Origin of the sequence: Campylobacter sp. LH-2024 (genome assembly GCF_048270605.1) — a bacterium.
Lineage (GTDB): Bacteria > Campylobacterota > Campylobacteria > Campylobacterales > Campylobacteraceae > Campylobacter_D > Campylobacter_D molothri.
On sequence record NZ_CP168139.1, the window covers coordinates 895,009 to 920,601 of the forward strand.

21 protein-coding genes and 1 other RNA gene are annotated in these 25,593 nt (G+C 27.8%); 15 read left to right on the forward strand and 7 right to left on the reverse strand.

All coding sequences use genetic code 11. The annotated features are described in order from the left end of the window. Nucleotides 1-4: 4 nt before the first annotated feature. The 5 genes from ACD570_RS04580 to ACD570_RS04600 are packed head-to-tail and all read right to left on the reverse strand — an operon-like array spanning nucleotide 5 to nucleotide 6,469. Entirely contained in the window at nucleotides 5-778 is a 774-nt protein-coding gene (locus ACD570_RS04580) for a MetQ/NlpA family ABC transporter substrate-binding protein (protein WP_417904166.1), read from the reverse strand. 60 nt (nucleotides 779-838) lie between these two features. Further along, nucleotides 839-1,765: a methionine ABC transporter permease gene (locus tag ACD570_RS04585; RefSeq protein WP_417904440.1), complete on the reverse strand. Its 927-nt coding sequence runs from the start codon at nucleotides 1,763-1,765 to the stop codon at nucleotides 839-841. Continuing rightward, nucleotides 1,762-2,772, reverse strand: coding sequence for a methionine ABC transporter ATP-binding protein (locus tag ACD570_RS04590; RefSeq protein ID WP_417904167.1), 1,011 nt, complete (start codon nucleotides 2,770-2,772; stop codon nucleotides 1,762-1,764). Before ACD570_RS04590 ends, ACD570_RS04585 begins: the two co-directional genes overlap by 4 nt. 2 nt (nucleotides 2,773-2,774) lie before the next feature. Continuing rightward, nucleotides 2,775-5,390, reverse strand: coding sequence for a valine--tRNA ligase (locus tag ACD570_RS04595; protein WP_374262392.1), 2,616 nt, complete (start codon nucleotides 5,388-5,390; stop codon nucleotides 2,775-2,777). A gap of 38 nt (nucleotides 5,391-5,428) precedes the next feature. Next, nucleotides 5,429-6,469: a hypothetical protein gene (locus ACD570_RS04600; protein ID WP_374262340.1), complete on the reverse strand. Its 1,041-nt coding sequence runs from the start codon at nucleotides 6,467-6,469 to the stop codon at nucleotides 5,429-5,431. A gap of 129 nt (nucleotides 6,470-6,598) precedes the next feature. On the opposite strand from ACD570_RS04600, the gene ACD570_RS04605 reads away from it, so the two are divergent. The 12 genes from ACD570_RS04605 (at nucleotide 6,599) to ACD570_RS04660 (ending at nucleotide 17,699) form a co-directional block, all read left to right on the forward strand. After that, nucleotides 6,599-8,623, forward strand: coding sequence for an ATP-dependent helicase (locus tag ACD570_RS04605; protein ID WP_337196524.1), 2,025 nt, complete (start codon nucleotides 6,599-6,601; stop codon nucleotides 8,621-8,623). A gap of 87 nt (nucleotides 8,624-8,710) precedes the next feature. After that, nucleotides 8,711-9,235 carry a thiol peroxidase gene (gene tpx, locus ACD570_RS04610; RefSeq protein WP_239820693.1) on the forward strand — a complete coding sequence of 175 codons (525 nt, stop codon included), beginning with the start codon at nucleotides 8,711-8,713 and terminating at the stop codon, nucleotides 9,233-9,235. 257 nt (nucleotides 9,236-9,492) lie between these two features. Next, nucleotides 9,493-12,267, forward strand: coding sequence for a periplasmic nitrate reductase subunit alpha (gene napA, locus ACD570_RS04615; RefSeq protein WP_337198279.1), 2,775 nt, complete (start codon nucleotides 9,493-9,495; stop codon nucleotides 12,265-12,267). A gap of 18 nt (nucleotides 12,268-12,285) precedes the next feature. Next, complete coding sequence (gene napG, locus ACD570_RS04620; RefSeq protein ID WP_417904168.1) at nucleotides 12,286-13,029, forward strand: ferredoxin-type protein NapG; 744 nt, start codon at nucleotides 12,286-12,288, stop codon at nucleotides 13,027-13,029. Then, complete coding sequence (gene napH / locus ACD570_RS04625) at nucleotides 13,026-13,808, forward strand: quinol dehydrogenase ferredoxin subunit NapH (protein ID WP_239820690.1); 783 nt, start codon at nucleotides 13,026-13,028, stop codon at nucleotides 13,806-13,808. The genes napG and napH overlap by 4 nt, the downstream gene beginning before the upstream one ends. Beyond that, nucleotides 13,805-14,329, forward strand: a complete 525-nt coding sequence (locus ACD570_RS04630) for a nitrate reductase cytochrome c-type subunit (RefSeq protein WP_200281644.1) — start codon at nucleotides 13,805-13,807, stop codon at nucleotides 14,327-14,329. The genes napH and ACD570_RS04630 overlap by 4 nt, the downstream gene beginning before the upstream one ends. Nucleotides 14,330-14,757: 428 nt before the next feature. Further along, entirely contained in the window at nucleotides 14,758-15,093 is a 336-nt protein-coding gene (locus tag ACD570_RS04635) for a chaperone NapD (protein ID WP_200281641.1), read from the forward strand. Nucleotides 15,094-15,104: 11 nt separating this feature from the next. Beyond that, entirely contained in the window at nucleotides 15,105-15,290 is a 186-nt protein-coding gene (locus tag ACD570_RS04640; protein ID WP_200281638.1) for a hypothetical protein, read from the forward strand. Between the two features lies 1 nt (nucleotide 15,291). Further along, the gene (locus tag ACD570_RS04645; RefSeq protein WP_275583349.1) at nucleotides 15,292-15,870 is read left to right on the forward strand and encodes a LysE family translocator; all 579 of its coding nucleotides are present in this window, start codon (nucleotides 15,292-15,294) and stop codon (nucleotides 15,868-15,870) included. A 56-nt stretch (nucleotides 15,871-15,926) separates the two neighbouring features. Then, nucleotides 15,927-16,172 carry a hypothetical protein gene (locus ACD570_RS04650; protein WP_337196526.1) on the forward strand — a complete coding sequence of 82 codons (246 nt, stop codon included), beginning with the start codon at nucleotides 15,927-15,929 and terminating at the stop codon, nucleotides 16,170-16,172. Beyond that, a complete protein-coding gene (gene ciaD / locus ACD570_RS04655; protein WP_337202570.1) occupies nucleotides 16,169-16,612 on the forward strand; it encodes an effector protein CiaD in 444 nt (147 codons plus the stop codon). The genes ACD570_RS04650 and ciaD overlap by 4 nt, the downstream gene beginning before the upstream one ends. Beyond that, nucleotides 16,581-17,699: a CCA tRNA nucleotidyltransferase gene (locus tag ACD570_RS04660; protein WP_200281626.1), complete on the forward strand. Its 1,119-nt coding sequence runs from the start codon at nucleotides 16,581-16,583 to the stop codon at nucleotides 17,697-17,699. The genes ciaD and ACD570_RS04660 overlap by 32 nt, the downstream gene beginning before the upstream one ends. A gap of 30 nt (nucleotides 17,700-17,729) precedes the next feature. On the opposite strand, the gene ACD570_RS04665 is transcribed toward ACD570_RS04660, so the two are convergent. Together ACD570_RS04665 and rnpB are read right to left on the reverse strand one after the other, a co-directional pair. Then, nucleotides 17,730-21,239, reverse strand: a complete 3,510-nt coding sequence (locus ACD570_RS04665; RefSeq protein ID WP_417904169.1) for an acyl-[ACP]--phospholipid O-acyltransferase — start codon at nucleotides 21,237-21,239, stop codon at nucleotides 17,730-17,732. Nucleotides 21,240-21,477: 238 nt separating this feature from the next. After that, an RNA gene (rnpB, locus tag ACD570_RS04670) (RNase P RNA component class A) lies at nucleotides 21,478-21,804 on the reverse strand. A 95-nt stretch (nucleotides 21,805-21,899) separates the two neighbouring features. Here rnpB and efp point away from each other — a divergent pair. The 3 genes from efp to ACD570_RS04685 all read left to right on the forward strand — a co-directional run bounded on the left by efp (nucleotide 21,900) and on the right by ACD570_RS04685 (nucleotide 25,545). Beyond that, the gene (gene efp / locus ACD570_RS04675) at nucleotides 21,900-22,469 is read left to right on the forward strand and encodes an elongation factor P (protein ID WP_239820685.1); all 570 of its coding nucleotides are present in this window, start codon (nucleotides 21,900-21,902) and stop codon (nucleotides 22,467-22,469) included. Nucleotides 22,470-23,095: 626 nt separating this feature from the next. Further along, complete coding sequence (locus ACD570_RS04680; RefSeq protein WP_239820684.1) at nucleotides 23,096-24,031, forward strand: NAD(P)-binding domain-containing protein; 936 nt, start codon at nucleotides 23,096-23,098, stop codon at nucleotides 24,029-24,031. Between the two features lie 188 nt (nucleotides 24,032-24,219). Next, on the forward strand, nucleotides 24,220-25,545 hold the full coding sequence (locus tag ACD570_RS04685; RefSeq protein ID WP_417904170.1) for an MATE family efflux transporter: 1,326 nt from the start codon (nucleotides 24,220-24,222) through the stop codon (nucleotides 25,543-25,545). The last annotated feature ends 48 nt before the right edge of the window (nucleotides 25,546-25,593 follow it).

Here is a 25,593-nt window from a genome sequence, read left to right on the forward strand (position 1 = left end):
TTCATTAAAATGCAGGTAAAACAGATCCGTGGTATTTATTTAAAATAAATTGTTTTACCTTATCACTTTGTAAAGCTTTCACTAAAGCTTTTATTTTAGGATCATTTTCGTGTCCAGCTTTAACAACTAAAATATTTGCATAAGGACTGTTTTTATCTTCCATAAATATACTGTCTTTAATAGGGTTTAAATTAGCAGATAAAGCGTAGTTAGAATTAATAACAGCGAAATCTACATCTGATAAAGATCTTGGTAATTGTGCTGCTTTGAGCTCAATAAATCTTATTTTTTTTGGATTTTCTATAATATCAAGAGGAGTTTTTAAACCATTGTTTTTAAATTTCAAAAAACATTTTTGCGCAATGATATCTAAAGCTCTACTTTCATTTGTAGGATCATTAGGTATAGCAATGCTCGCCCCTTCTTTTATATCATCTAAACTTTTATATTTTTTAGAATAAACAGCCATAGGTTCAAGGTGAATACTAGCTACTTTAACAAGATTTGTATTTTTATTTTTATTAAATTCTTTCAAATAAGGTGTATGTTGGAAAAAATTCGCATCAACCTCACCACTATCTACAGCTAAATTAGGTAAAACATAGTCTGTAAATTCTTTAATAACAAGCTTATAACCTTCTTTTTCAAGATCAGGTTTAATTTGCTCTAAGATTTCAGCTTGAGGTACCGGAGTAGCGGCAACACTGATAGTTTCTAAAGCATTTAAATTTAAAAATAAACCCAACAAACTTAATATCGATAAAATTCTAATTTTCATTATTTTCCCTTTTTTTGATAAATGATTTATTTTTATATCTAATTTTTATTCATACTTTGCTTAAAAGTTATGAAATAATTTTTTATTTTTAATAAATATAAAAATAAATAGTGCAACCAAAAAAAAGCAGATTATAATTTGAAAAATGCAATTTTTTTCATTATTTAGACTTGATATAATGCTTATAGCAAATAAAATAATTAAACAAAAAATAATATTTAAGGTTTTATTATTTTTTGACCAAGAATAAAAAAGATTGCCTAAAATTTGTATAATTTGAACTAATATAAGTAAAATAACAACAGTTTGGATCATTATTTCTTTATTAAAACGCTCATATCCATAACGAATAGCAATATCGCCAAGTCCTCCACCTCCAACTGTTCCAGCTAAAGCTGAAAAACCTATAGTAAAGATTAGAATTAGGGTTAAACCATTGATAATATTAGGCAAAGATTCTACAAAAATAACTTTAAAAATAATTTGTATATTGCTTGCTCCATAGCTTTTAGCAGCCTCTATAATCCCTCTATCAACTTCTTTAAAGGCACTTTCTAAAGTTTTAGCTAAATAAGGAGCTATGCCAATAGCTAGAGGTACTATAGCTGCATCGGTTCCTATACTAGTTCCAACGATTATTTTTGAAAGTGGTAATAAAATAACAATAAGTATTAAAAAAGGAAAAGCTCTTAAAATATTAATAATAAAATCTAAAATCGTATAAGCAAATTTATTTTGTTTTATACCATTTTTATCCCAAATTGCAAGTAATATTGCAGGTATAATAGCTAAAATAAAACCAAAGAATACAGACATTAAGCTCATATAAATGGTTTCATTTAAGGCTGGTTTTAAGATAAGATCATAGTTTTGTTCAAAGGTTAAAATAGAGTCTGTTACAACTTCTTTTATATCTTTCCAAGAAATTTCAGAGATAAATTGAGATATTCTATTAAAAAAAGCACTTAAGAAATTTTCTTCATTCATGATGCAAACTCCCATAATACTCCATTTTTTTCTATATAGCTAAGCACTTTATCTCTATCCTTATGATCAACATTAATTACTAAATTTCCTAAAGCTTTGCCGTTTAATTTTTCTATTTTTCCCCAGACTATATTAAAATCTATATCTAAAGTTCTAGCCATGTGCGTGATGACTGTATTTTCTACCACTTCTTTAGGAAAATATAATTTTATATTTAATCCATGTGCAGGTAAAAAGTCACTTTCGCCTAAAAATTCCCTCATTTTTTGATTAGGCTTTAAAAAAAGTTCATCAATAGCTCCGCTTCCTATAATCTTTCCTTGTTCTAATAAAAGAGCTTTTTGAGCTATATCTTTTACCACATCCATTTCATGAGTTACTAAAACAACCGTAATTCCAAATTCGGTATTAATTTTGCTGATAAGTTCTAAGATATTTTTAGTAGTATTAGGATCTAGAGCTGAAGTTGCTTCATCGCTAAGTAAAATTTTTGGGTTTAAAGTTAAAGCTCTAGCAATAGCTACTCTTTGTTTTTGCCCCCCGCTTAATTCTTTTGGATAGGAGTTAAATTTATGATTAAGTCCTACAATTTCAAGTAAAGAATGCACTTTTTCATTGATTTCTTTTTCGCTCATGTATTCTTTATTGAAAATTTTAGAATAAATTTTGCATTGAGAAAAATGCGTTCTAAGTGGCATGGCAACATTTTCAAATATGTTTTTTCTTTCCATGAGGGCAAAATTTTGAAATATCATTCCTATATCTTTTCTGAGTATTCTAAGTTTTTTAGGATATTTTTGTTTTAATTCTTTAATTTCCTCATCTAAAACTTTTAAGCTTCCTTTTTGATAATCCTCAAGTCCATTGATACATCTTAAAAGGGTTGATTTTCCAGCACCGCTATGCCCAACAATAGCATAAATTTCACCTTTATTAATTTCTAGAGAAACATCATCAATAACAAGTTCTTTTCCATAATATTTTTTTAAATTTTTTATTTTTATCAAAATCAACCTCTTAAATTAGTAAGTTCAGTGGATATTTTTTCAAGTTGTGTTTTTAAATTTAATAAAGAATTTTTGTTTTGTTCAATTACTTCTTTGGGTGCATTGGCTATAAATTTTTCATTACAAAGCATTGAATTTATCTTAGCGCTTTCTTTTTCAAGTTTATTTTTTTGATTTTCAAGTCTTGATATAATCCCGCTAAGATCTACATTATCAAGAGTGATAAAAATTTCTAAATTATCACTTACATCGCAAATTGCTTTACTTAATTTTTCATTTGTAAATTCTATATTTTCACATTTAGCTAAAGTTTTTATAAATATAATAGATGAATTTAATTCTTTTTCAAAAATAGGATTATTAAGCTTAATGTAGGCTTTTTCTATTTTAGAATTTCCTAAATCAATGAGACTTTTAGCCCTTCGTATGCTTACAATACTTTCGATCAATAAAGAAAAGGTACTTTCTATATCATTTTCATTTTGCAAAGTGATTTTAGGATATTGACTGATCATAATTGATGGATGGGTTTTTAAGTTTGTATTACTAAGCTCGTGATATAAAAATTCACTGATAAAAGGCATAAAAGGATTTAAAAGTTTTAATGCTTCTTTAAAAATACTTCCAAGTTCTTTTACGCTTGATTTTTCAGCCTTGCTAAGCTCTATACCCCAATCACAAAAATCATCCCAAAAAAATTTATAAATTGTATTTGCAGCATCATTAAAACGATAATTATCTAAATTTTCTCTAACATTTTTAACGCAGTTTTGAAATTTTGAAAAAATATATTTAGCGAGTTTTGTTTTTAAGATAATATGCTCTAAATCTTCAAATTTGCTTTCATTTAAAAGCAAATAATTTGCAGCATTTACAATTTTATTGGTAAAGTTTCTAACTTGTAAAAGTTTATCATTGCTAAGTTTAATATCTCTTCCTTGTATAGCAAGTAAAGCTAAAGTAAAGCGTAAAATATCTGCACTATATTCTTTAATACTTTCATTAGGATCGATTACATTTCCAAGACTTTTGCTCATTTTTCTGCCTTGCTCATCTTTAACAAGGGCATGTAAATAAATATCTTTAAAAGGTAAAGCTTTTAAGGCATTTGTACTTTGAAACATCATTCTTGCGACCCAAAAAAATAAAATATCAAAGCCGGTTATCAATAAAGAATTAGGATAAAATTCTTTTAAATCTTTTTCAAACCAAATTTGATCTTTTCCCCAATTTCCATTCCCCCAGCCTAAAGTACTCATAGCCCAAAGTCCAGAAGAAAACCAAGTATCTAAAACATCTTCATCTTGTTTGAAATTTTTACTCTGGCATTTTGGGCAAAACTCAGGAGTATTTTCACTTGCCCATTCATTTGAACATTCGCAATAATATACAGGAATTTGATGCCCCCACCAAAGTTGTCTAGAAATGCACCAATCTTTTAAATCTTTCATCCAAGCATTAAAGCTATTAATCCAATGATTTGGATAAAATTTGCTTTCACCTAATGCAACTTTTTCTATACTTTCTTTAGCAATTTCTTTTTTAACAAACCATTGTTTTGAGATATAAGGTTCAACGATATTATTGCAACGATAACAATAACCTACTTGATTATTATATTCTTCTATTTTTTCTATAAATCCTAATTCTTCAAGTTTAGCAACGATTTTTTCTCTTGCTTCTAAACGCTCTAAGCCTTGAAATTCTAAACAATGCTCGTTTAAAATACCTTTTTCATCAAAAACAGTTATAAAATCTAATTGATGTCTTAAACCAACTTCATAATCATTTATATCATGCGATGGTGTAACCTTAACCACCCCTGTTCCAAATTCTTTATCAACATGAGTATCAGCTATAATCTTGATAGTTTTGTTAGTGAGCGGTAAAACCACTTCTTTTCCTATAAGTTTATTATAACGCTCATCTTCTGGATGGATCATAACAGCCGTATCGCCAAAAAAAGTTTCTGGTCGAGTAGTTGCCACTACTAAGTATTTATCACTATCTTTTAAAAAATATTTAATATGATAGAGTTTTCCTTTGTTTTCTTTATATTCAACCTCAATATCGCTTAAAGCCCCATCATGGGTGCACCAGTTAATCATATAATTTCCGCGAACAATAAGTTTTTTATTATAAAGTTCAACAAAGGCTTTTTTAACGGCATTTGCTAAACCTTCATCCATGGTAAAACGTAAGCGACTCCAAGCTGGAGTTATGCCCAATGTTCTCATTTGATCTAAAATTTTACCACCGCTTTGTTCTTTCCACTCCCAAACTTTTTCTATAAATTTTTCTCTACCTAATTCTTCTTTTTTAATACCTTGTGCAAGAAGTTGTTTTTCGACTACATTTTGAGTAGCAATACCTGCATGATCAAGTCCTGGTTGATAAAGGACTTTGTAGCCATCCATTCTTTTATAACGAGTCATTATATCTTGTAAAGTGAAAGTTAAAGCATGTCCAATATGAAGCACTCCTGTTACATTTGGAGGAGGCATCATAATGCAAAAATTTTTATTTTTTTCTTGTATGGATTTATTTCCATCTATTTCAAAGTATCCACGTTCTTCGCAAATTTTATAGTATTCTTCTTCAACTTCTTTATTATATATCATATTAAATATAAACCTTTACTTTTTAGTCATAAAAATTATTTAGATGAAATTTCTACCATTTCACAGAATGGGAAGAAGTATTGTGCGAATTTAGCTCCTGTTTTTAAACTTTTTATGTGTTTGGAAAATTCGCTTCCTTTTCCTTCTTTCTTAATCTGAATGCTAATTTTTTTGATTTTTTCTTCACGTGCTATATGGCTATCGATTTCTTGTGGATTATTCATATATGGTTTAATTCTATCTACACTTATATATTTATAAGCTTTTCTCATATCTGAAAATATAATATCTTTATTATAAACAGTTAGTTTCATTTCACCTTTTGGAAGCATTTTTACAAAAATAGCTAGATTATAATCTTTAGCACTTGTTTGTATAGGATCTAATATTTCTTTTAATAAATTGATTCTATAGTCACTCAAAAATTTTCCATCTAAAATATATACTTGCATACCTTCAGTGCTTAATTGTGGTTCTAAGCGACTATCTTTTCCTATAGTTAAATATTCTTGTGCAACACTAAGATTATGTTTTTTAGCATTTTTACCTGTTTTATTTTTCAATGCTTTTTCTTGTTCTAGGATTTTTCTTTGTCTTTCTATTTCTCTATTTAAAGCTTCTATTTTTGCTTTTTTTTCTTTTTCTGTAATTTCTTTTTTATTTTCAACTTTTTCAACTTTTTTTTCTGTTGTTTTATTCAGTTCTGTTTCATTTACTACACTTGCATTTTGCTCTTTAATTTTATTAGAATTTGTTTGAATTTCTTTACTTATATTTTGCTCTTGTTGATTGTTTAAGACTGCGGTATTTTCAACTTTATTTTCTTTCTTTTGATTATTTGTATAATCTTGATAAGATGGGGTATTGTAAGAATTATTTGAATAATTATTATTTGAGCGGGTAGAATAAGTATTTTGTTCATATGTATTTGTTTGAGTGTTTGTTTCATAATTATTTATTGGAGCATAAGAATAATTTGATTTTGGATATTCAAAAAGATAATAATACGTTCCCCCTAGTATTAAAATTACAGCTATTAAAATTCCAGCAATAACAGAAAAAACTTTAAAATTCATTTTTAATTTCCTTTTTATTTTTGTTTTAAAAATATTGTTTTATTTTACTATAATCAAATATAAAGAATATTTAAATTTTTGTATTTTTAAGCATTTTTTTTTATAATTTTAACTTTTTTAAGGAGTATGATGCCACTTTCTAGATTAAATGAAGAGCAATATCAAGCCGCAACTGCTGATTTTGGACATAATTTAATAATTGCAAGCGCAGGTACAGGAAAAACTTCTACTATTGTTGCAAGAATATCTTATCTTTTAAGCAAGGGTGTTGATCCACAAAAAATAATGCTTTTGACTTTTACCAATAAAGCTAGTAAAGAAATGATCAGTCGTTTAAATGTTTTTTTTGACAAAAATATTACAAATAAAATTCTTGCAGGAACTTTCCATAGTACAGCTTATACTTTATTAAAAAATGCAAACAAAGATATTATTTTAAAACAAGCTAGTGAATTAAAAACTTTACTAAGAAGTGTTTATGAAAAAAGAACTTTTAGACATTTAAGCGATATAAAACCTTATCAAGCAAGTTATTTATATGATATATATTCTTTATTTCAAAACAAAGCACATGATCAAGATTTTTTTACTTGGTTTTGTAAAAATTATGAAGAGCAAAATATATATGCTGAAATTTATGAAGATATTTTCAAAGAATACGAAAATGAAAAAAAGCGTTTTAACTATGTTGATTTTAATGATTTGCTTTTAAATTTAAAAGAACTTTTGAAAGAAAATAAATACGAATTTGATGAAATATTGGTGGATGAATATCAAGATACAAATACTTTACAAAGCTCTTTGATTGAATCTTTTAAAAGCAAGAGTTTGTTTTGTGTGGGTGATTATGATCAAAGTATTTATGCTTTTAATGGAGCAGATATTAATATTATTGGGAGCTTCAAGGAGCGTTTTGAGGATGCAAAAATATTTTCTTTAAATAAAAATTATCGCTCTTCAAGAAGTATTTTAGCTTTGGCAAATAAAGTCATTTTAAATAATGAAAGACTTTATCCTAAGGAGTTAGTTGTTACTAGAAAAGATGACTTTAAAGCACCAACTTTATTAACTTTTGAGGAATTATTTGACCAATATAAAAATATTGCAAAAATGATATTTACAAGTGGAGTTAATTTAGAAGAAATTGCTGTTATTTTTAGAAATAATTCAAGTGCTGATGGGATTGAGGTGGCCTTAAGAGAGCAAGGGATTGCAAGTAGTAGAAAAGGTAGCGGTAGTTTTTTTGAAAGTTTAGAAGTTAAAGCCTTTAATTCGATTTTAGCCTTGGTTATTAATCCAAAAGATATTATGGCTTTTATTCATTTAATTCAATATACCAAAGGAGTTGGAGGGGTATTAGCAAAAGAAATTTTTGATGCACTTTTGAAATTAGGACATGGGAGCTTAATTAAGGGTTTTTTAGATCCTGATAAAAGTGTTAGTTTAAAAAATCATCAAAAGAGAAATTATCAACTTGGTCTATTTGGAGATTTAGATGAATTATTGGATGAAAAACGTTTTAATTTACTAAGTGAATTTAATACTCATCCTGTTTTAAAAATTTCAAAAATTAATGATTTATGTGCTAAAAATTTAGAAAAAATTTACTTTTTCTTAAAAGAAGCTATAGAGATGAAGCATTCTTTGGCTTTAGTAAAGTTAATTTGTCAAAATTCATTTTATAGAGAAATTTGCGAAGAACTTGCTATTAAAAGAGCAACAAATAAGGCAGGACAAGTTGATTTAACACGAAAAACCGAAAATTTAGAAAAAATAGAAGGCAAACTAAACGTTTTAAGAGAGCTTGCTAAAAATTATAGTGATATTTATAAATACTATAATTTTTTAACCCTAGGTGCTAGCGAAATGGGCAGTGAAAAAGGAGTTAGTTTATTGAGTGTTCATGCAAGCAAAGGCCTAGAATTTGATCTTGTTTTTGTAATAGATCTTGCGCAAGGTCGTTTTCCTAATCAAAAACTTATGGGAATGGGGGGAAGCTTAGAGGAAGAAAGAAGACTTTTCTACGTAGCAGTAACTAGAGCAAAGAATATACTTTATTTAAGTTATGCAAAATATGATAAAAATAAAAAAACTTCTTTCGCTCCTTCATGTTTTTTAATAGAAGCTGGACTTTGCAAAGCGGAGAAACTTTGATTTTTAAAAAAATATTAGTATTTATAAGATATAATTACTCTTAAAACATAATTTTAATGTTTTAAATTATAAAAAAAGGAGAATATTATGAGTTCAGTTAATTTTAAAGGCAGTCCAGTAAAACTTAAAGGAAATGCTTTAGAAGTTGGAGATCAAGCGCCAAAATTAAATTTAAAAGCAAAAGATTTAAGTTTAGTTGAAATTGGTGCAGCTGGAAAAACTCAAATTATTTTAAGTGTACCAAGTCTTGATACTCCAGTATGTGCTACAGAAGCTAGAGATTTTAATAAAAAAGTAGCAAGTTATAATGGAGCAGAAGTTATTATAGTAAGTATGGATTTACCTTTTGCTATGGGAAGATTTTGCAGCACAGAAGGTATAGAAAATTTAACCGTAGCTAGCGATTTTGTTTCTAAAGAATTTGGTCAAAAATATGGAGTTTTAATTGAAGATACTGCATTAGAAGGTCTTTTAGCACGTGCTGTATTTGTGATTAAAGATGGAAAAATAGTTTATAAAGAATTAGTTAATGAAATTACAGAAATGCCTGATATTTCTAAACTTGATGCTTTTTTTAATAGCTGTGGTTGTGGTGGTTGCGGCTGCCATTAAGCTAAGTATTTTGGTCACAAGCTTTTTGTGACCTATCATAATAACAAATCTTTTAAAAATATATTCTTTTTTAATAAACATAGCTATTTAGGATTTTTTTATTATTTTATATTATTTTTATTTAATATAAATTTACCTTAAAAATACATAATATAGATGTTTAAAATTATTACTTTTATTTAAAAAGATAAAACAAAATTTACATTTAATTGTTATAATTTAATCGACTTTTTATTTTTTTAAAAGGAGAATAGTATATGAATAGAAGGGATTTTATTAAAAATACCGCTATTGCAAGTGCTGCTAGTGTAGCAGGATTAAGTGTGCCAACTTCTATGCTTGCTAAGCAAGAAGAAAGTTGGAAGTGGGATAAAGCCGTTTGTAGATTTTGTGGAACAGGCTGTGGAATTATGATAGCCAGAAAAGACGGCAAAATAGTTGCTACAAAAGGAGATCCTGAGGCTCCGGTTAATCGTGGTCTTAATTGCATTAAGGGATATTTTAATGCTAAGATTATGTATGGAGAAGATCGTCTTGTTATGCCTTTATTGCGTGTTAATGATAAAGGTGAATTTGATAAAAAAGGTAAATTTCAACAAGTTTCTTGGAAAAGGGCTTTTGATGAAATGGAAAAACAATTTAAAAAAGCTTACAATGAATTAGGCGTAAGTGGTGTAGGTATTTTTGGTAGTGGTCAATATACTATTCAGGAAGGCTATGCAGCCTTAAAACTTGCAAAAGCTGGTTTTAGAACTAATAATATCGATCCAAATGCAAGACATTGTATGGCTTCAGCAGTTGTAGGTTTTATGCAAACTTTTGGTATTGATGAGCCATCAGGATGTTATGATGATATAGAGCTTACAGATACTATTGTTACTTGGGGTGCTAATATGGCGGAAATGCATCCTATTTTATGGTCTAGAGTAAGTGATAGAAAATTAAGTAATCTTGATAAAGTTAAAGTTGTAAATTTAAGTACTTATTCTAATAGAACTTCAAATATTGCTGATATTGAAATTATTTTTAAACCAAATACTGATTTAGCAATATGGAATTATATTGCAAGAGAAATAGTTTATAATTATCCAGAAGCTATGGATAAAGAATTTATCAATAAACATTGTGTTTTTGCAACAGGCTATACAGATATTGGTTATGGTATGAGAAACAACCCAAATCATCCTAAATTTAAAGCGAGTGAAAAAGATACAGTTGAAAAAGAAAATGTGATTACTTTAGATGATGAAGAAGCAACTTCTTTAGCATATCTTGGAGTAAAAAAAGGTGATCAATTCCATATGAAACACCGAAATGTAGCAGATAAAAATTGGGAAATCTCTTTTGAGGAATTCAAAAAAGGTTTAGCTCCTTATACGCTTGAATACACAGCAAAAGTTGCCAAAGGTGATGATAATGAATCTTTGGAGGATTTTAAGAAAAAACTTGAACAATTAGCAAAATTGTATATAGAAAAAAATCGTAAAGTAGTAAGTTTTTGGACTATGGGATTTAATCAACATACTCGCGGTTCTTGGGTTAATGAACAAGCTTATATGGTGCATTTATTACTTGGAAAACAAGCAAAACCAGGTTCTGGAGCTTTCTCTTTAACAGGGCAACCAAGTGCTTGTGGGACAGCAAGAGAGGTAGGAACTTTTTCACATCGTTTACCTGCTGATATGGTGGTAGCAAATCCAAAACATAGGGAAATTTCAGAAAAAATATGGAAAGTCCCAGCAAAAACAATCAATCCAAAGCCAGGATCTCCTTTTGTTGGTATTATGAGAGATTTAGAGGATGGTAAAATTAAATTTATCTGGGTTCAAGTAAATAACCCATGGCAAAATACTGCTAATGCAAATCACTGGATTAAAGCGGCTAGAGATATGGATAATTTCATCGTTGTAAGCGATTGCTATCCAGGAATTTCAGCAAAAGTAGCCGATCTCATTTTACCAAGTGCTATGATTTATGAAAAATGGGGTGCTTATGGAAATGCTGAAAGAAGAACTCAGCATTGGAGACAACAAGTTCTACCAGTAGGTGCTGCTATGAGTGATACTTGGCAAATTTTTGAATTTGCAAAAAGATTTAAACTTAAGGAAGTTTGGAAAGAGCAAAAGGTTGATGATAAGCTTACTTTACCAAGTGTCTTAGAAGAAGCAAAAGCTATGGGATATGATGAAGATAATACTTTATTTGATGTATTATTTGCTAATAAAGAAGCAAGAAGTTTTAAAACCAATGATCCAATTGCTAAAGGTTTTGATAATACTGATGCTAATGGAGATGAAAGAAAAATCGAAGGTAGCGATGGAGAAGAATTTAAAGGTTATGGATTTTTTGTTCAAAAATATCTTTGGGAAGAATATAGAAAGTTTGGTCTAGGTCATGGACATGATTTGGCTGAATTTGATACTTACCATAAAGTAAGAGGTTTAAGATGGCCAGTTATTAATGGTAAAGAAACTCAATGGAGATTTAATACAAAATTTGATTATTACGCTAAGAAAGCTTCTCCAAATTCCGATTTTGCTTTCTATGGCGAATTTGATAAAATGCTAACAAATGGTGATTTGAAAGCTCCAAGCGAAGAAAAACCGCACAGTATTAAAAATAAGGCAAAAATTTTCTTTAGACCATTTATGAAAGCTCCAGAAAGACCAGATAAAGAATATCCATTTTGGTTAGCAACTGGTAGGGTTTTAGAGCATTGGCATAGTGGTACAATGACTATGCGTGTTCCAGAGCTTTATAGAGCTGTTCCTGAAGCACTTTGTTATATGAGCGAAAAAGATGGAGAAAGACTAGGTTTAAAACAAGATGATTTAGTTTGGATAGAATCACGTCGTGGCAAAGTCAAAGCAAGGGTTGATATGAGAGGAAGAAATAAACCACCAGTAGGTCTTGTATATGTTCCTTGGTTTGATGAAAATGTGTATATTAATAAAGTTACTTTGGATGCTACCTGTCCGCTTTCAAAACAAACTGATTATAAAAAATGTGCAGTAAAAATTTATAAGGCTTAATTTAAAGGTTAGCAAAAAATGAAGAAACGAAGAGAATTTTTTAGCTTTATTTTTAAAGGGGCTTGTCTTTGTACAGCAGGAGGATTTTTAGCTAGTATAAAATTAAAAGCTAAGGATGATTATTATTTGCTTCCTCCTGGAGCCGAAGATAAGGAAAGATTTTTGAGTAAATGTATCCGTTGTGGGCTTTGTGTTAAAGCTTGTCCTTGGGATACTTTAAAACTTGCTGATCTATTAGATAAGCCAAAAACTGGTACACCTTTTTTTAAAGCTAGAGAAATTCCTTGTCATCTTTGCGAGGATATTCCTTGTATAAAAGAATGTCCAACAGATGCTTTAGATAAAAAACATTTAGATCAAGGGATACAATCTTTAAAAATGGGAGTTGCTGTTGTGGATTCTTCAGCATGTATTGCCTTTTGGGGTTTGCAATGCGACGCTTGTCAAAGAGCTTGTCCTTTGATCGATAAAGCCTTAAAATTAGAATATAGAAGAAATGAAAGAACAGCAAAACACGCTTTTTTAATTCCTGTTGTTGATAATGATATTTGCGTAGGTTGTGGAATTTGCGAAAAGGTTTGTATTACTCAAACACCTTCGATTCGGATTTTACCTCGTGAATTTATTTTAGGAAAAGATTCGAATCATTATGTAAAGGGTTGGGATAAAAATGATGAAAAACGCTTAGACAATATTAACCCTTCTAAACATTTTAACTCTAAAAAAGCACAAGATTATCTTAATGAGGGAGATAATTTATGAAATATTTGATTGCTAGACGTGTGATTCAAATAGGAATTTTGTCTCTTTTTAGTTTTAAAGCAACAGATTTTATTTTAAAAGGGGATTTAAGTTCTTCTAGATTTTTTAGTGTTATACCTTTAAGCGATCCTTTTGCAGTTTTACAAATTTTTTTAGCAAGTTTAAGTATTGATTTAACTGCTCTTTTTGGTGCCATAATTATTGCAATTCTTTATGGAATTTTTTTAGGTAGAGCTTTTTGCTCTTGGGTGTGTCCTATAAATTTGATTACAGATTTTGCTGCTTTTATTCGTTCTAAATTTGGATTTAAAAATAGTAAATTTTTAATTTTAAATAAAAAATTTCGCTATTATGTTTTATTTTTAGTTTTAATTCTTTCTTTTGTATTATCTCTACCTGTATTTGAAAGTTTTTCTTATATAGGAATTGTGCATAGGGGAATTATTTTTGGTACCACTTCTTGGATATTTATCGCTTTTGTAATTTTTTGCATAGATGCTTTTTTAAGCTCTAGAGCAATTTGTTCTCATATTTGCCCTTTAGGGGCTTTTTATGCCTTAATATCTCGCTTTGCTTTGATAAAAATTCAGCATAAAAGTCAAAATTGTACTAAATGTTATCATTGTATTGAAATTTGTCCAGAAAAACAAGTTTTATGGATGATTGGTAAAAAGAATGCAAGGGTAACTTCAGGAGAATGTATTAGATGCGGTAGATGTATAGAAGTTTGTAATGATAATGCTTTAAATTTTAATATTTTTGATTTAAGGAAAAATTGATGAAAAAGAAAATTATTTTACTTTCAGCTACAGCAACTCTTTTTTTAGTTGCATGTGGGGTTAATAATGGGTTAAGTTCTGAACAAATTGGGCTTAGAAAAGCAAGTTTGGAAAATGAAAATAAAGTTTCTTTAGTGGAGGCAAATTATACGAATTTACAACCTGGAGAATCAACTCGTTTTGAAAGATCTTATGAAAATGCTCCACCTCTTATTCCTCATTCAATTGCGGATATGCTTCCTATTACAAAGGATAATAATACTTGTTTAAGTTGTCATGATAAATCTATTGCTAAAGATGTAGGCGCAACTCCACTTCCAGCAAGTCATTATTATGATTTTAGACGTAATAAAAGTACTAAAGATAGTATCAGCGATGCGCGTTTTAATTGTACTCAGTGTCATGTGCCACAAAGCGATGCTAAACCTTTAGTAGGAAATAGTTTTAAACCTGAATTTCAAAATGAACAATTAAAAAAACACTCTAATCTTATTGATGTGATCAATGTGGGTGTAAAATAATAAATAAAAAATTCTTTTTTATTTTTGAATTTTTATGCTTTGTTAAATGAAATGAATTTTAAAAATTCATAAACAAAGCTTAAGATTTAGATGATTGCAAAGATAAAAATGCAATATGATATTAAAGATAAAAGCTTAAAAGAACTTTTATCTTTAATAAAAATAAAATTATTGTAACAATCTATAATAACAAATAAACTGTGTAAAAGCATTTTTAATTAATGAAAGATTTTCTATGTTGAAATAAAATTGCGATGATAGAAACTTAAAAAATTAAGTTTTCATAGAATAACATAAGCATATAAAATAAAAAAAAGAAGAGTGTTTTTTATTTAAAAATAATAGTCTATAGTAACTATAGGTTATTTTTACCATTAGGATTTAATTATTATGAATTTTGGTGATACGATAAATATTTAGGAGTATTAATGAATAATCTTTCTAGTGTTTTGATTATGGCAAAAGAAGAATATGTAGATGATTTAAAAAAGGCTATTGCTAAAATTCCTTTTTGCACGGTAGAGCTTTGTGAAAAGGAAAAGATTATAGTTGTTATTGAGAGTGAAAAATTGGAAGATGAATTAAATTCTTATAAAATGTTAGAGCAATTGCCGAATATAGTTAGTATTAATATGGTTTTTTCTTATCAGGATCTAGATGAAGATATGCAAAAAGCTATAGATAGTGGCGCAATAGAAACAATAGAAAAAAATGAAAAAGCTGAAAATATAAAATATTATGGTAGTATTTTTAATAAAATTTAAAAAGGCTAAAAATGATATTTTTAATTCCTTTGTTGATCATCGTAGGCGTTATTTTTGGAATAGATCATTTATATTTTAGTAATGAAAATAATAAAATTGAGTCTAAAAAGGAGGTTAAGCAAGAGATAAATTCTAGTTTGATAGATGAAAGAAGTAAATATATAGAAAAGCTTTTTAACTCTAAATCAAAACAATAAAATGGACTACTTATTATTTATCTTTACTTTTGCAAGCGTTTCTTTACTTCCGGGTTTATGTATGAATCTTGCTTTCTCTTTAAGTCTTTCTTTAGGTTATAAAAATGTTTTATGGATGATGTTTGGAGAATTATTTGGCTTGGCAATCATTGTCATTTGCTGTGCTTTTGGTTCAAATTTTATTTTTCAGCATCCTAATTTATTTAAAATTTTTAAAATATTTGGAGCTTTATATCTTTTTTGGATAGCTTTTAACTTGATTAAATCTCATGCTAAAATTTATGAGATAAAAATCACTAAAAAAGCTAAAATTTCTTTGGTTTTTCAAGGTTTTATTACTTCGATTACAAATCCAAAAACTTGGATTTTTATTTTATCAATCTTGCCTTCATTTTTAAGATTTCATACTAGTGTATTATTTTTAACCAGTATGATTTTATTGATTGAATTTTGTTCGTTAAATTTGTATGCTTTAGGTGGAAGTTTTTTTAAAATTTTTATGAACAAACATTTAAGTAAATTAAATAAAATAAGTGCTCTATGTATTATTATTTTAGCAATTGGTATTATGCTTGATTAAAGGCTAGGTTAAATTGCTTTTTGCTAAAATAAATAAAAAATTACTAGGAAAGATTAATGAAAAATACTATCACTGAAGCATCTATTTATGAAGCACAAGGACTTAAAGAAGAAGCTTTAGAAATTTATAAAAATATTTTAAAAAAAGATCCTAGTAATCAAAATGCTATCGATGCTATTCGCAGACTTAGCGGTTTTAGATCTAAGCATAAAGATTTAAATACTCAAATGCTTGATTTTTTTATTAATATGAAAAGTGATACTGAAATAAATGAATTTAAAAGATGGCTGGTAAAAATATGAATTTAGAAGATTTAGCAAAAAAAACAATCAGTGAAGTTAGTTCTATTATGGAAGAGCAAAGAAGACAAAGTGAAATTTTAAAACAACAAGAAGATATTATAAAAAGTAATGACAAAAATGATGAACCGATTATAGAAGAGACTTCTAAAGATTTTCAAGATGAAATGACTGCAGTAAAAAAGCAAGAAATTGAAATTACGACGCAAAATACTGAAGAAAGCGAAAATTTGTCATATATCCTAGAAGAAAAATCTCATTTTGTCCCAGAGTCACAAAGCTTTAATGAAGAAATATTTTTTAGTAATCTTAGAGAGAGAATTTTGGTTCTTTTTGAGGGTTTAAATAGCGTGAAAAAAGAAGATTTGGAATCAAGGCTTAATCTTACAACCAATTTTTTAGAGTTTTTACTTGCAAATATCGAAGATAGACTTAAAAAATAATTTAGATTTAACTTTTATTGCAAATTTCTTAAAACCTTATACCCAAAGAGCTTATTTAGTAGGCGGTAGTGTTAGGGATATGCTTTTGGGTTTAGAAATTTTCGATTATGATATCGAAATTTATGATATAAATACAAAACAATTTGATTTTATTATGCAAAAACTAGGCGCAAAAGGTTTTGGTAAAAGTTTTTTTGTTTATAAATTTAAAAACTTTGATTTAGCGCTTGCTAGAGTAGAAAATAAAATATCTTATGGTCATAGAGGTTTTGAAGTTAAAATTTGCAATGATGAAAAACTAGGCGCGAGAAGGCGAGATTTTACCATCAATGCTTTGATGATTAATATTTTTAGCGGAGAATTTTTAGATTTTTATAATGGCTTACAAGATTTAAAAAATGGTATTTTAAGACATATTGATGAAAAAAGTTTTCAAGAAGATAGTTTAAGAATTTTAAGAGCTATTGTTTTTGCTTCAAGATTTAATTTTAAAATAGCTAGTGAAACTTTAAATGTAATGCAAAAGATGAATATTAAAGATCTTAGTAAAGATAGAATCAATGCAGAACTTTATAAATTTTTTAAAAGTTTTCAACTCAAAGTTGGATATAAATATTTGCAAAAGCTTCATTTAGAGAAAGAGATTTTCGGTTTTGAAAGTGATTTTAAAAGCTTAGAATTTCAAAATTTACTTGAAGAAAGTAGAAAATTTATAAAAGATGAAGCTTTGTTTTTATATCTATATCTAAATTTTTTTAAACTTAATAAAGAAACATTTTTTAAAAAAACTAAATTAAAAAAAGAATATTTAAAGAAAGTAAATCAATCTTTTTATCTAGATGAAATTGATGATTTTGAATTAGCAAAGATTGCTTTTGATATGCCTTTAAAAGAATGGCTTGGGCTTTGGAATGAAAAAAGGGTAGGCCAAGCTAAAAAACTTAAGCTTTATGAGGATAAATTTAAGAGCAAAATTTTAACACAAGATCTTATAAATAGCGGATTTAATGGAAAAAAATTAGGCAGAAAAATTCAAGAATTAAAAGAAGATAAACTGAGAGAATATATAAAAAATATTAAAAAATAAAGAAAATGATAAAAATATTACCATTTTCTTTTAAATTAGACTTTTCGCTAATTCTTTAGCTCCTTTTAAATCCACTTTTCCAGAACCTAAAAGAGGAATTTTTTCTACTTTAAAATAGCGATTTGGTTTTAAAATAGCGGGCATATTAGAGTTTTTAATTGCTTCGCAAATTCCTTCAAAAAATTCATCATTACATTCAATAAGTAAAATAATTTGCTCTCCTTTTTTTTCATCCTCTAAAGCCACAGCGCAGAATTTAACTACATCAGTATTGATAAATTTGGCTATTTCTTCTTCTAACGTTCCAAGAGAAATCATTTCGCCACCAATTTTTGCAAAACGAGAGTAGCGATCAACAATATATAAGAAACCTTCTTCATCAAGATGCCCTTTATCACCTGTATTATACCATCTAATACCATCAATTTCTTTAATCACTTCATCTGTTTTTTCTTTGTTGTTTAAATATCCTACCATAACTTGATGACCACCTATGAGTATTAATCCATCTTCATTTGTTTTAAGATTTTCATAAGTGTTTGGATCAACGATTCTAATTGCGGTTCCTGGTAAAGGCATGCCCACGCTTCCTTCTTTGTTTGCGCGGTGTATAATCCAATAATTCGCATCAAAGCGATTTGGTAGATTTACGCTTGCTACAGGAGTGGTTTCAGTAGCTCCATATCCTTCAAAAATAGTCTTTTTAAATTTCATCTCAAAAGCATTTCTAACTTCATTTTTGAGTTTTTCAGCTCCTGAAACTACAATTCTTAAACTTTCAAACATTAAAGCATCTAATTTTTTATTTCTTGCATAAATTCCTAAAAATGTAGATGTTCCACACATTATAGTTACATTGTTTTTAGCTATGGCTTTGGCTACACCTAAAGCATCAGTTGGATCTGCAAAAGTGATGCTTTTAATCCCTTCAAGTAGTGGTAAAAAAGTAGTAACTGTTAATCCAAAAGCATGAAAAGGTGGTAAAGATGAGAGCATAACATCACTATTTTTTGTGCATAAAACATCAGAAATCTGGGCAATATTGCTTAAAATATTTCTATTGTTAAGCATTATGCCTTTTGGTGCACCTTCGCTGCCGCTACTAAAAAGTATAGCTGCTATGGCAAGATTGTTTTTAGAAGGAGTAAATATAACTTTTAAAATACAAGATGGTAAAATACTTACCATTAACATTGTTCTTATAATTTTAGCCTTTTGTTTTTTAAAATTATCTATAATATCTTCGATATAAATTAAATGAATATTTTTATCAAATTCTAATTTTAAGCCTTTGCTTTCTAATTTTTCTAAGAATTTTTTTGAAGTATAAATTTGAGAAATTTGTGCATTTTCTATAGCAGCTTTTAAAGCTTTTTCTCCAGCTGTAAAATTAAGATTGACAACAACTTTTTGAGCAATCAGTACTGAAAGGTTAAGCAAAGAACTTGCAAAGGATGCTGGAAGTAAAATACCTACACATTCTTCTTTAGGAGCATAACTTCCTCTTTGAGTATGGATATTTAATTTTTGAGTATTTTCTTTAATAAAAGCACTTAAAATCAAACTAAGACTAAGCATTTTTCTATAAGTAATTGCACCTGCTATAGTATCTATTATAGCTATATTATTAAGATTTCTTTTAGCATTATCAATCCATGCTCTAGCAATAGTATGCATAGCCTCACATTGAGATTTCCAAGCCATAAAAGAAAGCTCAAAAACTTTAGCCTTAACTTCATCTTTTTTAGAATGCAATGGCATCGCTTTGCCAAAAGCTATAGCTATATTTCTTTTGCTTAAGGTTTTATTTCTGATGGAAAATTCTTCGTCACTTCTAGAAAAAGAACTTCCCCAAAGTCCTCTAATATAAAAAGGCAGGATAATTCCATCATTTTCTTCTAAATTGGAACAAACATGTTCAAATCCAGCTTTAAATTCATTTAATTGTCCATGTCTAGATAACACACCTTCTGGAAATAAACAAACAAGATTGCCATTTTTGATATATTCTGCAATAAGCTCTAAGCTAGCTTTACTTCCTCCGCTTGAAACAGGAATTACGCCAAATTTATCTAAAAAGAATTTAATATACCACTTAGAATAAATACTTCTTTCCATTACAAAATAAATTTTTCTTGGTATAGCCATTTGAACAATGGCCCAATCTATAAAAGAAATATGATTGCCTAAAAGCAATGCTCCGCCTTTTTCTGGGATATTTTCAAATCCTTCTACAAGCAAACGATATCTTCCTAAGAATGCGATATTTAAAAGAATTCTTATTAGAGAAAATGGAAGCTTGTATATAACATAAAATGCACTCAATAATGCTATAAATATAATAAAATAAAAAAGATAAACAACATCAAGTTTTAAATTTGCAAACAAGGTAGCCAAAATAAGAAAAGCTAACATAGTTATATTTTGTATAAAATTGTTTCCAGCTAAAATTTTTCCAAGTTCATTTTCTTTAGCGTGAAATTGAATGAGCGAATTTAAAGGTATGATAAACATTGCTCCACAAAAACCAAATAAAAAGAATAAAAAACTATAGGTGATCAAACTTGTAAAATACGGGATACATAAAGTGATAATAAAAACTCCTATCGCTCCTAAAGGAATCAGTCCTAATTCTATATAATTTTTAGAAAATTTACCTGCCATTAAAGACCCTAAAATCACACCTATGCCAGAAAAACCTAAAGAAATTTGCACAAAAAAAGTATTATTAATTAAAAGTTCATTTTTACTAAAAACAGGGAAGGTTACAAGATAAAGTTGAGAAATAGCCCAAAATATAGAAATTCCAACGATACATAGCCAAATAATTTTATTTTTAAAAATAAGCTTTAAATTTTTAATTAGTAATTGAGCACTAAAGTATTCTTTTTTGTTGAATTTTAATTCTTTATTTTCAGTTTTTAATTCTGGCAAGCGACAAGTTAAATAAAATTCTAGCAGTGAAAAAAATATAAGCACAAATCCCAAAGGAGCTACTTGTTCTAAAACTTCTGAAGGATTAGTGCTATTTGTATGATATAGATTTTCAAAACTAAGCGAAAATACAGCCATTCCGGCTAAAATTGCAACTATGCTAACAGCATTAACCGCACCATTTCCCATAGCAAGAAAATCTTTTCCTACTAGCTCTTTTATGAAGCCATATTTACTAGGAGAGTAAAGCGCCGCTTGAATTCCTAAAATAAAAGTAAAAACAAAGGCTGTCCAAAAGGCTCCATTATAATAACAAGCACAAATGATAATAGCTAAAATCACATTAAAGCCGGCCGAAATTTTCATAATCCAGTTTTTAGGATATTTATCTGCTAAAAATCCTGAAGGAGAAAGCATTAAAATAAAAGGTAGTAGTATAAGCGCATTGACGATGGCTGTTAATAAAAGTTGAGTGTCTTCTTCATAAATTTTATAGATAGTGTTTTGAATTATAATTTTGTGTCCTAAATCAATAAAAGCATTAATAAAAGCTACAAATAAAAAAGGTAAAATACCATTAATTTTTAAAAAAGATTTTTTTTGCATTTTAATCCTTAAATTATTTTTTATATATTTTAACATAGTTTTTTTTAACGCCATGGGGAATTAATTTTATAAATTATGTTGATATAAGTCTTTAAAAGTTTTATTAAAGAATTAAACAATATATATAGGGTTTTATGCTAAATTTTATATTATCTTGAAATATTTTAAAGAAAGCTACTAAAGATTAAATAAATCTATTTTTACTAAGAAGATAGAAATTAACCTATATTGTATTTATGAGTGAAGCATAGCGATAAGCCGAGTTCTGTCTAGAATGCTCATTTATCTAGTTTTGTTTTTGCAAACAAAATCAAGCGAAGGGTTAAAATAAAGACTAAAACCATCCCTTCTTGCTGCACATTGGGTTTACATAGCCGAAATTGTTGCCAAAATCGCTGGTGAGCTCTTACCTCACCGTTTCACCTTTTCCATAAAAAATTTATGGTAGTTTTCTTTCTGTTGCACTATCCCTTAGGTTTCCCTAGCCATCTGTTAGATGGAATGTTTGTCTTTTGCAGCTCGGACTTTCCTCTTCTTGAATAGAAGCGAGCATTTGCTATGCTTTGCGTTTAAATTTTAACGCAAAAATACTTAAATTTAATTGCGATATCAAATATTTTTTGCTAAAATTATGCTTTATTTTAATATAAAAGGAATGTTATGGCATCTTACTCGATGGGTGATTTAAAAAAGGGATTAAAAATAGAAATTGATGGAATTCCTTTTAAAATAGTAGAATATCAACATGTAAAACCAGGAAAAGGTCCTGCTTTTGTTCGTATTAAAATTAAATCTTTTATTGATGGAAAAGTTCTTGAAAAAACTTTTCATGCTGGGGATAAATGTGAAGCTCCAAATTTAGAAGATAAAACTATGCAATATCTTTATGATGATGGGGAAAATTGTCAATTTATGGATACAGAAACTTACGAGCAAGTAGCTATAAGTGATGAGGATGTAGGCGAAGCTAAAAAATGGATGCTTGATGGTATGATGGTGGATGTTCTTTTTCATAATGGTAAAGCTATCGGAGTGGAAGTTCCTCAGGTTGTTGAACTTAAAATCATAGAAACTGCTCCTAACTTTAAAGGAGATACTCAAGGATCAAATAAAAAACCTGCTACACTTGAAACAGGAGCTGTGGTGCAAATTCCTTTTCATGTTTTAGAAGGCGAAGTAATTCGTGTGGATACAGTTCGTGGAGAATATATAGAAAAAGCAAATAAATAATGAACTTAATTAAGGTGTCAATGACACCTTAAAACCTAAAATTTAACTTTCCTTTTATTTTCTTGATTTTATATTCAAGAAAATATAAATTGTTTATTGCTTCTTTTTATTTTTTAATTGTTAGGTTTAATGGTAAAAATCAAATCTTTTGTTTAAAAATTTTTGATAATAAATATTGTTATGCAGCCATTTAATTGATTTAAAATATCAAGGTTTTTAAAAATTAAAAGTTTAAATTTTTAGACAAAATGATATTAATGATATAAAAAAGATAATCTTATTGTTTAACTGTATTAATTTCGGTTAAAACTTAAAAAATTGAAATAATTATATTTAAAAGTTAGCGGTCTAAGAAATCAAAAACCATATGTCTTAAAGTTGCTTTTAATGTTTAAATTTTTATTATAAAGAATTAAAAGATAATTTTAATAAGGGATATAAGTTATGCGAAATTTATCGATTTAAAAAAACTAAAATAATATTAATTAAAATACTTTATTTGTGAAAATTTTCAACAAAAAGATGAAATATTTTTATATAATGATGATTTTTATTGTATTTTTATTCTTTTATTTAAGAAAAATTGATACATTAATATCAAAAAAATAAAAATTAAAAGGTAAAAGATGAAAAAAATAGATTTAATTGTTATTGGTGCTGGGCCAACAGGTATAGCATGCGCAGTTGAAGCAAAATTAAAAAATAAAGAAGTTTTAATTTTGGAAAAAACAAATAATATTTGCCAAACTTTAATGCAATTTTACAAAGAAGGAAAAAGAGTAGATAAAGTTTATAAAGGATGTGAAGGCGTAAATTATGGTAATATTCCTTTTGAAGATGGTACAAAAGAAAGTACTATAGAATTATTTGAAAATATTTTAAAACAATACAATATAGAAGTCGCATTTGGTTCAGAAGTTGAAAGTGTAAAAAATGAAAACAATCTTTTTTTGGTAAGTACAGCCAAAGAAACTTATGAATGTAAAAATATCATTGTAGCGATTGGTAGAATGGGCAAACCAAATAAACCTGATTATAAACTCCCTATGACTTTAACCAAGATTATTAATTTTAATGCAAATTCAGTTTTAGGGAATGAAAAAATTCTTGTTGTAGGCGGAGGAAATTCTGCTGCTGAATATGCCATAGATTTAGCAAAAGCAAACGATGTAAGTCTTTGCTATCGTAAGAAAGAATTTACAAGATTAAATGATATCAATCTTAAGGATATAATTGAAGCTGGAAATAATGGAAAGGTAAATTTAAAGCTTGGTGTCGATATTGATTCTGTTGAAGATGAAAATGGTAAAGCAAAAGTTAATTTCAATAACTCAACAAGTGAAACTTACGATAGAATAATTTATGCTATCGGTGGTTCAACTCCAGTAGATTTTTTACAAAAATGTGGTATTAAGGTAGATGATAAAGGTGTCCCTTTAATGGATGAAAATAAAGAAAGCAATGTTAAAGGAATATTTGTAGCAGGAGATATTGCAACAAAAAATGGAGCAAGTATTATTACAGGACTCAACGATGCTGCAAAAATTCTTTCTATTTTATAAAAATTTAGCTCTTAAGGGCTAAATTTTTTTTAAGGAAATTTTTTAGAAATTACTATGCAAAATAAAATCAAAATCAATAAACTTACGACTAAAATTTTTTATTTAAATTCTTACATATTGGGAGTTTTGGCGTTTTATTAGTATTCTTAAGGATTATTTTTTATTAAAATATTTTTTAAGGATAAATAATGTCAAATATTTTTAGTAGTTTAAACCCTTTAAAACTTTTTATAAAATGTGCCTTGCCTAATATGATTAGTATGGCTTTTATTTCACTTTATTATATTATTGATGGAATTTTTGTAGGTAGATATTTAGGTGGCGATGCTTTGGCAGCTTTGGCTTTAATCATGCCTTTTATTATGATGTCTTTTGCATTATCTGATACTATTGCAATAGGATCTTCGGTGCAAATTTCAATGAAATTAGGACTTGGTAAGAAAAAATTAGCTGGAAAAATTTTTAGCTCTAGCTTGATAATTATTTTTTTATTTTCTTGCTTGGTCGGTATTTTAGAATATATTTTAGCGCCAATTTTGATCGATTTTTTAAATGTTAGTCTAGAGATTAAAACTATGGCAAAAGAGTGTATGATAGTTTTTGCTTTATTTGCACCTCTTACTATGCTTTCTTTTGCTTTGGATAATTATTTAAGAATTTGTGGCAAAACCACTTATAGTATGATTATTAATATTATCATTGCTTTGAGTAATATTTTATTTGATTATTTTTTTATAGTTATTTTAGACTGGGGATTATTTTCAGCTGCTCTTGCAACTTGTTTAGGTTTGACTCTGGGCGGAATTTTTGGAATTTTTCCTTTTTTGTTTCAAAATTTAGAGCTTAGATTTTCTTTTCCTTATATCAATTTTAAAATTTTTAAAAATATTCTTTACAATGGTAGTAGTGAATTTTTTAACAATGTTTCAGGATCTCTTTATGGTGTTTTTGCAAATTTTGTTTTGCTTAAAATAGCAGATGTTAAGGCTGTGGCTGGATTTTCTATTATAGTTTATATTGATACTTTTATTATGATGCTTATTATCGCTATGGTAGATGCTATGCAGCCAGCCTTAAGCTATAATTACGCCAAAAAAGACTTTTACCGTATTAAATCTTTTTTAAAAATTATGTTTTTCTCTGGATTTATTTTTTCAATTTTTGTTTTATTTTTTATTTATATATCAGGTGAAAATTTAATAGAATTTTTTATGAAAGATCATGATCAAAATTTTTTAAATTTTGTTTATTTAGCCTTGACTCTTTTTTCTTTAAATTATATTTTTGCTTGGTTTAATGTATTGAGCAATTCTTTTTTAACAGCTTTTAACAAACCTAGTTTTTCTTTGATTTTAAGCTTGAGTCAAAATTTATTTGTTCCTTTATTTTTCCTTTTTCTTTTATCTTATTCTATGGGTTTAAAAGGGGTTTGGCTTACTCCTTTATTTGCGGAATTTTGCGTGGTGATTTTGGCTGTTGTTTTATTGAAAAAAAGTTTCAATATATCAAAATAAATTCGGTTTTTAAGCTCTTTTTGCTAGAATTTTAAAAAAGAATTTTAT

Excerpts from the sequence above, each read along its gene's own strand:
- ACD570_RS04580 (WP_417904166.1), bottom strand. The coding sequence starts at position 778 with ATGAAAATTAGAATTTTATCGATATTAAGTTTGTTGGGTTTATTTTTA.
- ACD570_RS04585 (WP_417904440.1), bottom strand. The coding sequence starts at position 1,765 with ATGAATGAAGAAAATTTCTTAAGTGCTTTTTTTAATAGAATATCTCAA.
- ACD570_RS04600 (WP_374262340.1), bottom strand. The coding sequence starts at position 6,469 with ATGAATTTTAAAGTTTTTTCTGTTATTGCTGGAATTTTAATAGCTGTA.
- ACD570_RS04605 (WP_337196524.1), top strand. The coding sequence starts at position 6,599 with ATGCCACTTTCTAGATTAAATGAAGAGCAATATCAAGCCGCAACTGCT.
- tpx (WP_239820693.1), top strand. The coding sequence starts at position 8,711 with ATGAGTTCAGTTAATTTTAAAGGCAGTCCAGTAAAACTTAAAGGAAAT.
- napA (WP_337198279.1), top strand. The coding sequence starts at position 9,493 with ATGAATAGAAGGGATTTTATTAAAAATACCGCTATTGCAAGTGCTGCT.
- napG (WP_417904168.1), top strand. The coding sequence starts at position 12,286 with ATGAAGAAACGAAGAGAATTTTTTAGCTTTATTTTTAAAGGGGCTTGT.
- napH (WP_239820690.1), top strand. The coding sequence starts at position 13,026 with ATGAAATATTTGATTGCTAGACGTGTGATTCAAATAGGAATTTTGTCT.
- ACD570_RS04635 (WP_200281641.1), top strand. The coding sequence starts at position 14,758 with ATGAATAATCTTTCTAGTGTTTTGATTATGGCAAAAGAAGAATATGTA.
- ACD570_RS04640 (WP_200281638.1), top strand. The coding sequence starts at position 15,105 with ATGATATTTTTAATTCCTTTGTTGATCATCGTAGGCGTTATTTTTGGA.
- ACD570_RS04645 (WP_275583349.1), top strand. The coding sequence starts at position 15,292 with ATGGACTACTTATTATTTATCTTTACTTTTGCAAGCGTTTCTTTACTT.
- ACD570_RS04650 (WP_337196526.1), top strand. The coding sequence starts at position 15,927 with ATGAAAAATACTATCACTGAAGCATCTATTTATGAAGCACAAGGACTT.
- ciaD (WP_337202570.1), top strand. The coding sequence starts at position 16,169 with ATGAATTTAGAAGATTTAGCAAAAAAAACAATCAGTGAAGTTAGTTCT.
- ACD570_RS04665 (WP_417904169.1), bottom strand. The coding sequence starts at position 21,239 with ATGCAAAAAAAATCTTTTTTAAAAATTAATGGTATTTTACCTTTTTTA.
- efp (WP_239820685.1), top strand. The coding sequence starts at position 21,900 with ATGGCATCTTACTCGATGGGTGATTTAAAAAAGGGATTAAAAATAGAA.
- ACD570_RS04680 (WP_239820684.1), top strand. The coding sequence starts at position 23,096 with ATGAAAAAAATAGATTTAATTGTTATTGGTGCTGGGCCAACAGGTATA.
- ACD570_RS04685 (WP_417904170.1), top strand. The coding sequence starts at position 24,220 with ATGTCAAATATTTTTAGTAGTTTAAACCCTTTAAAACTTTTTATAAAA.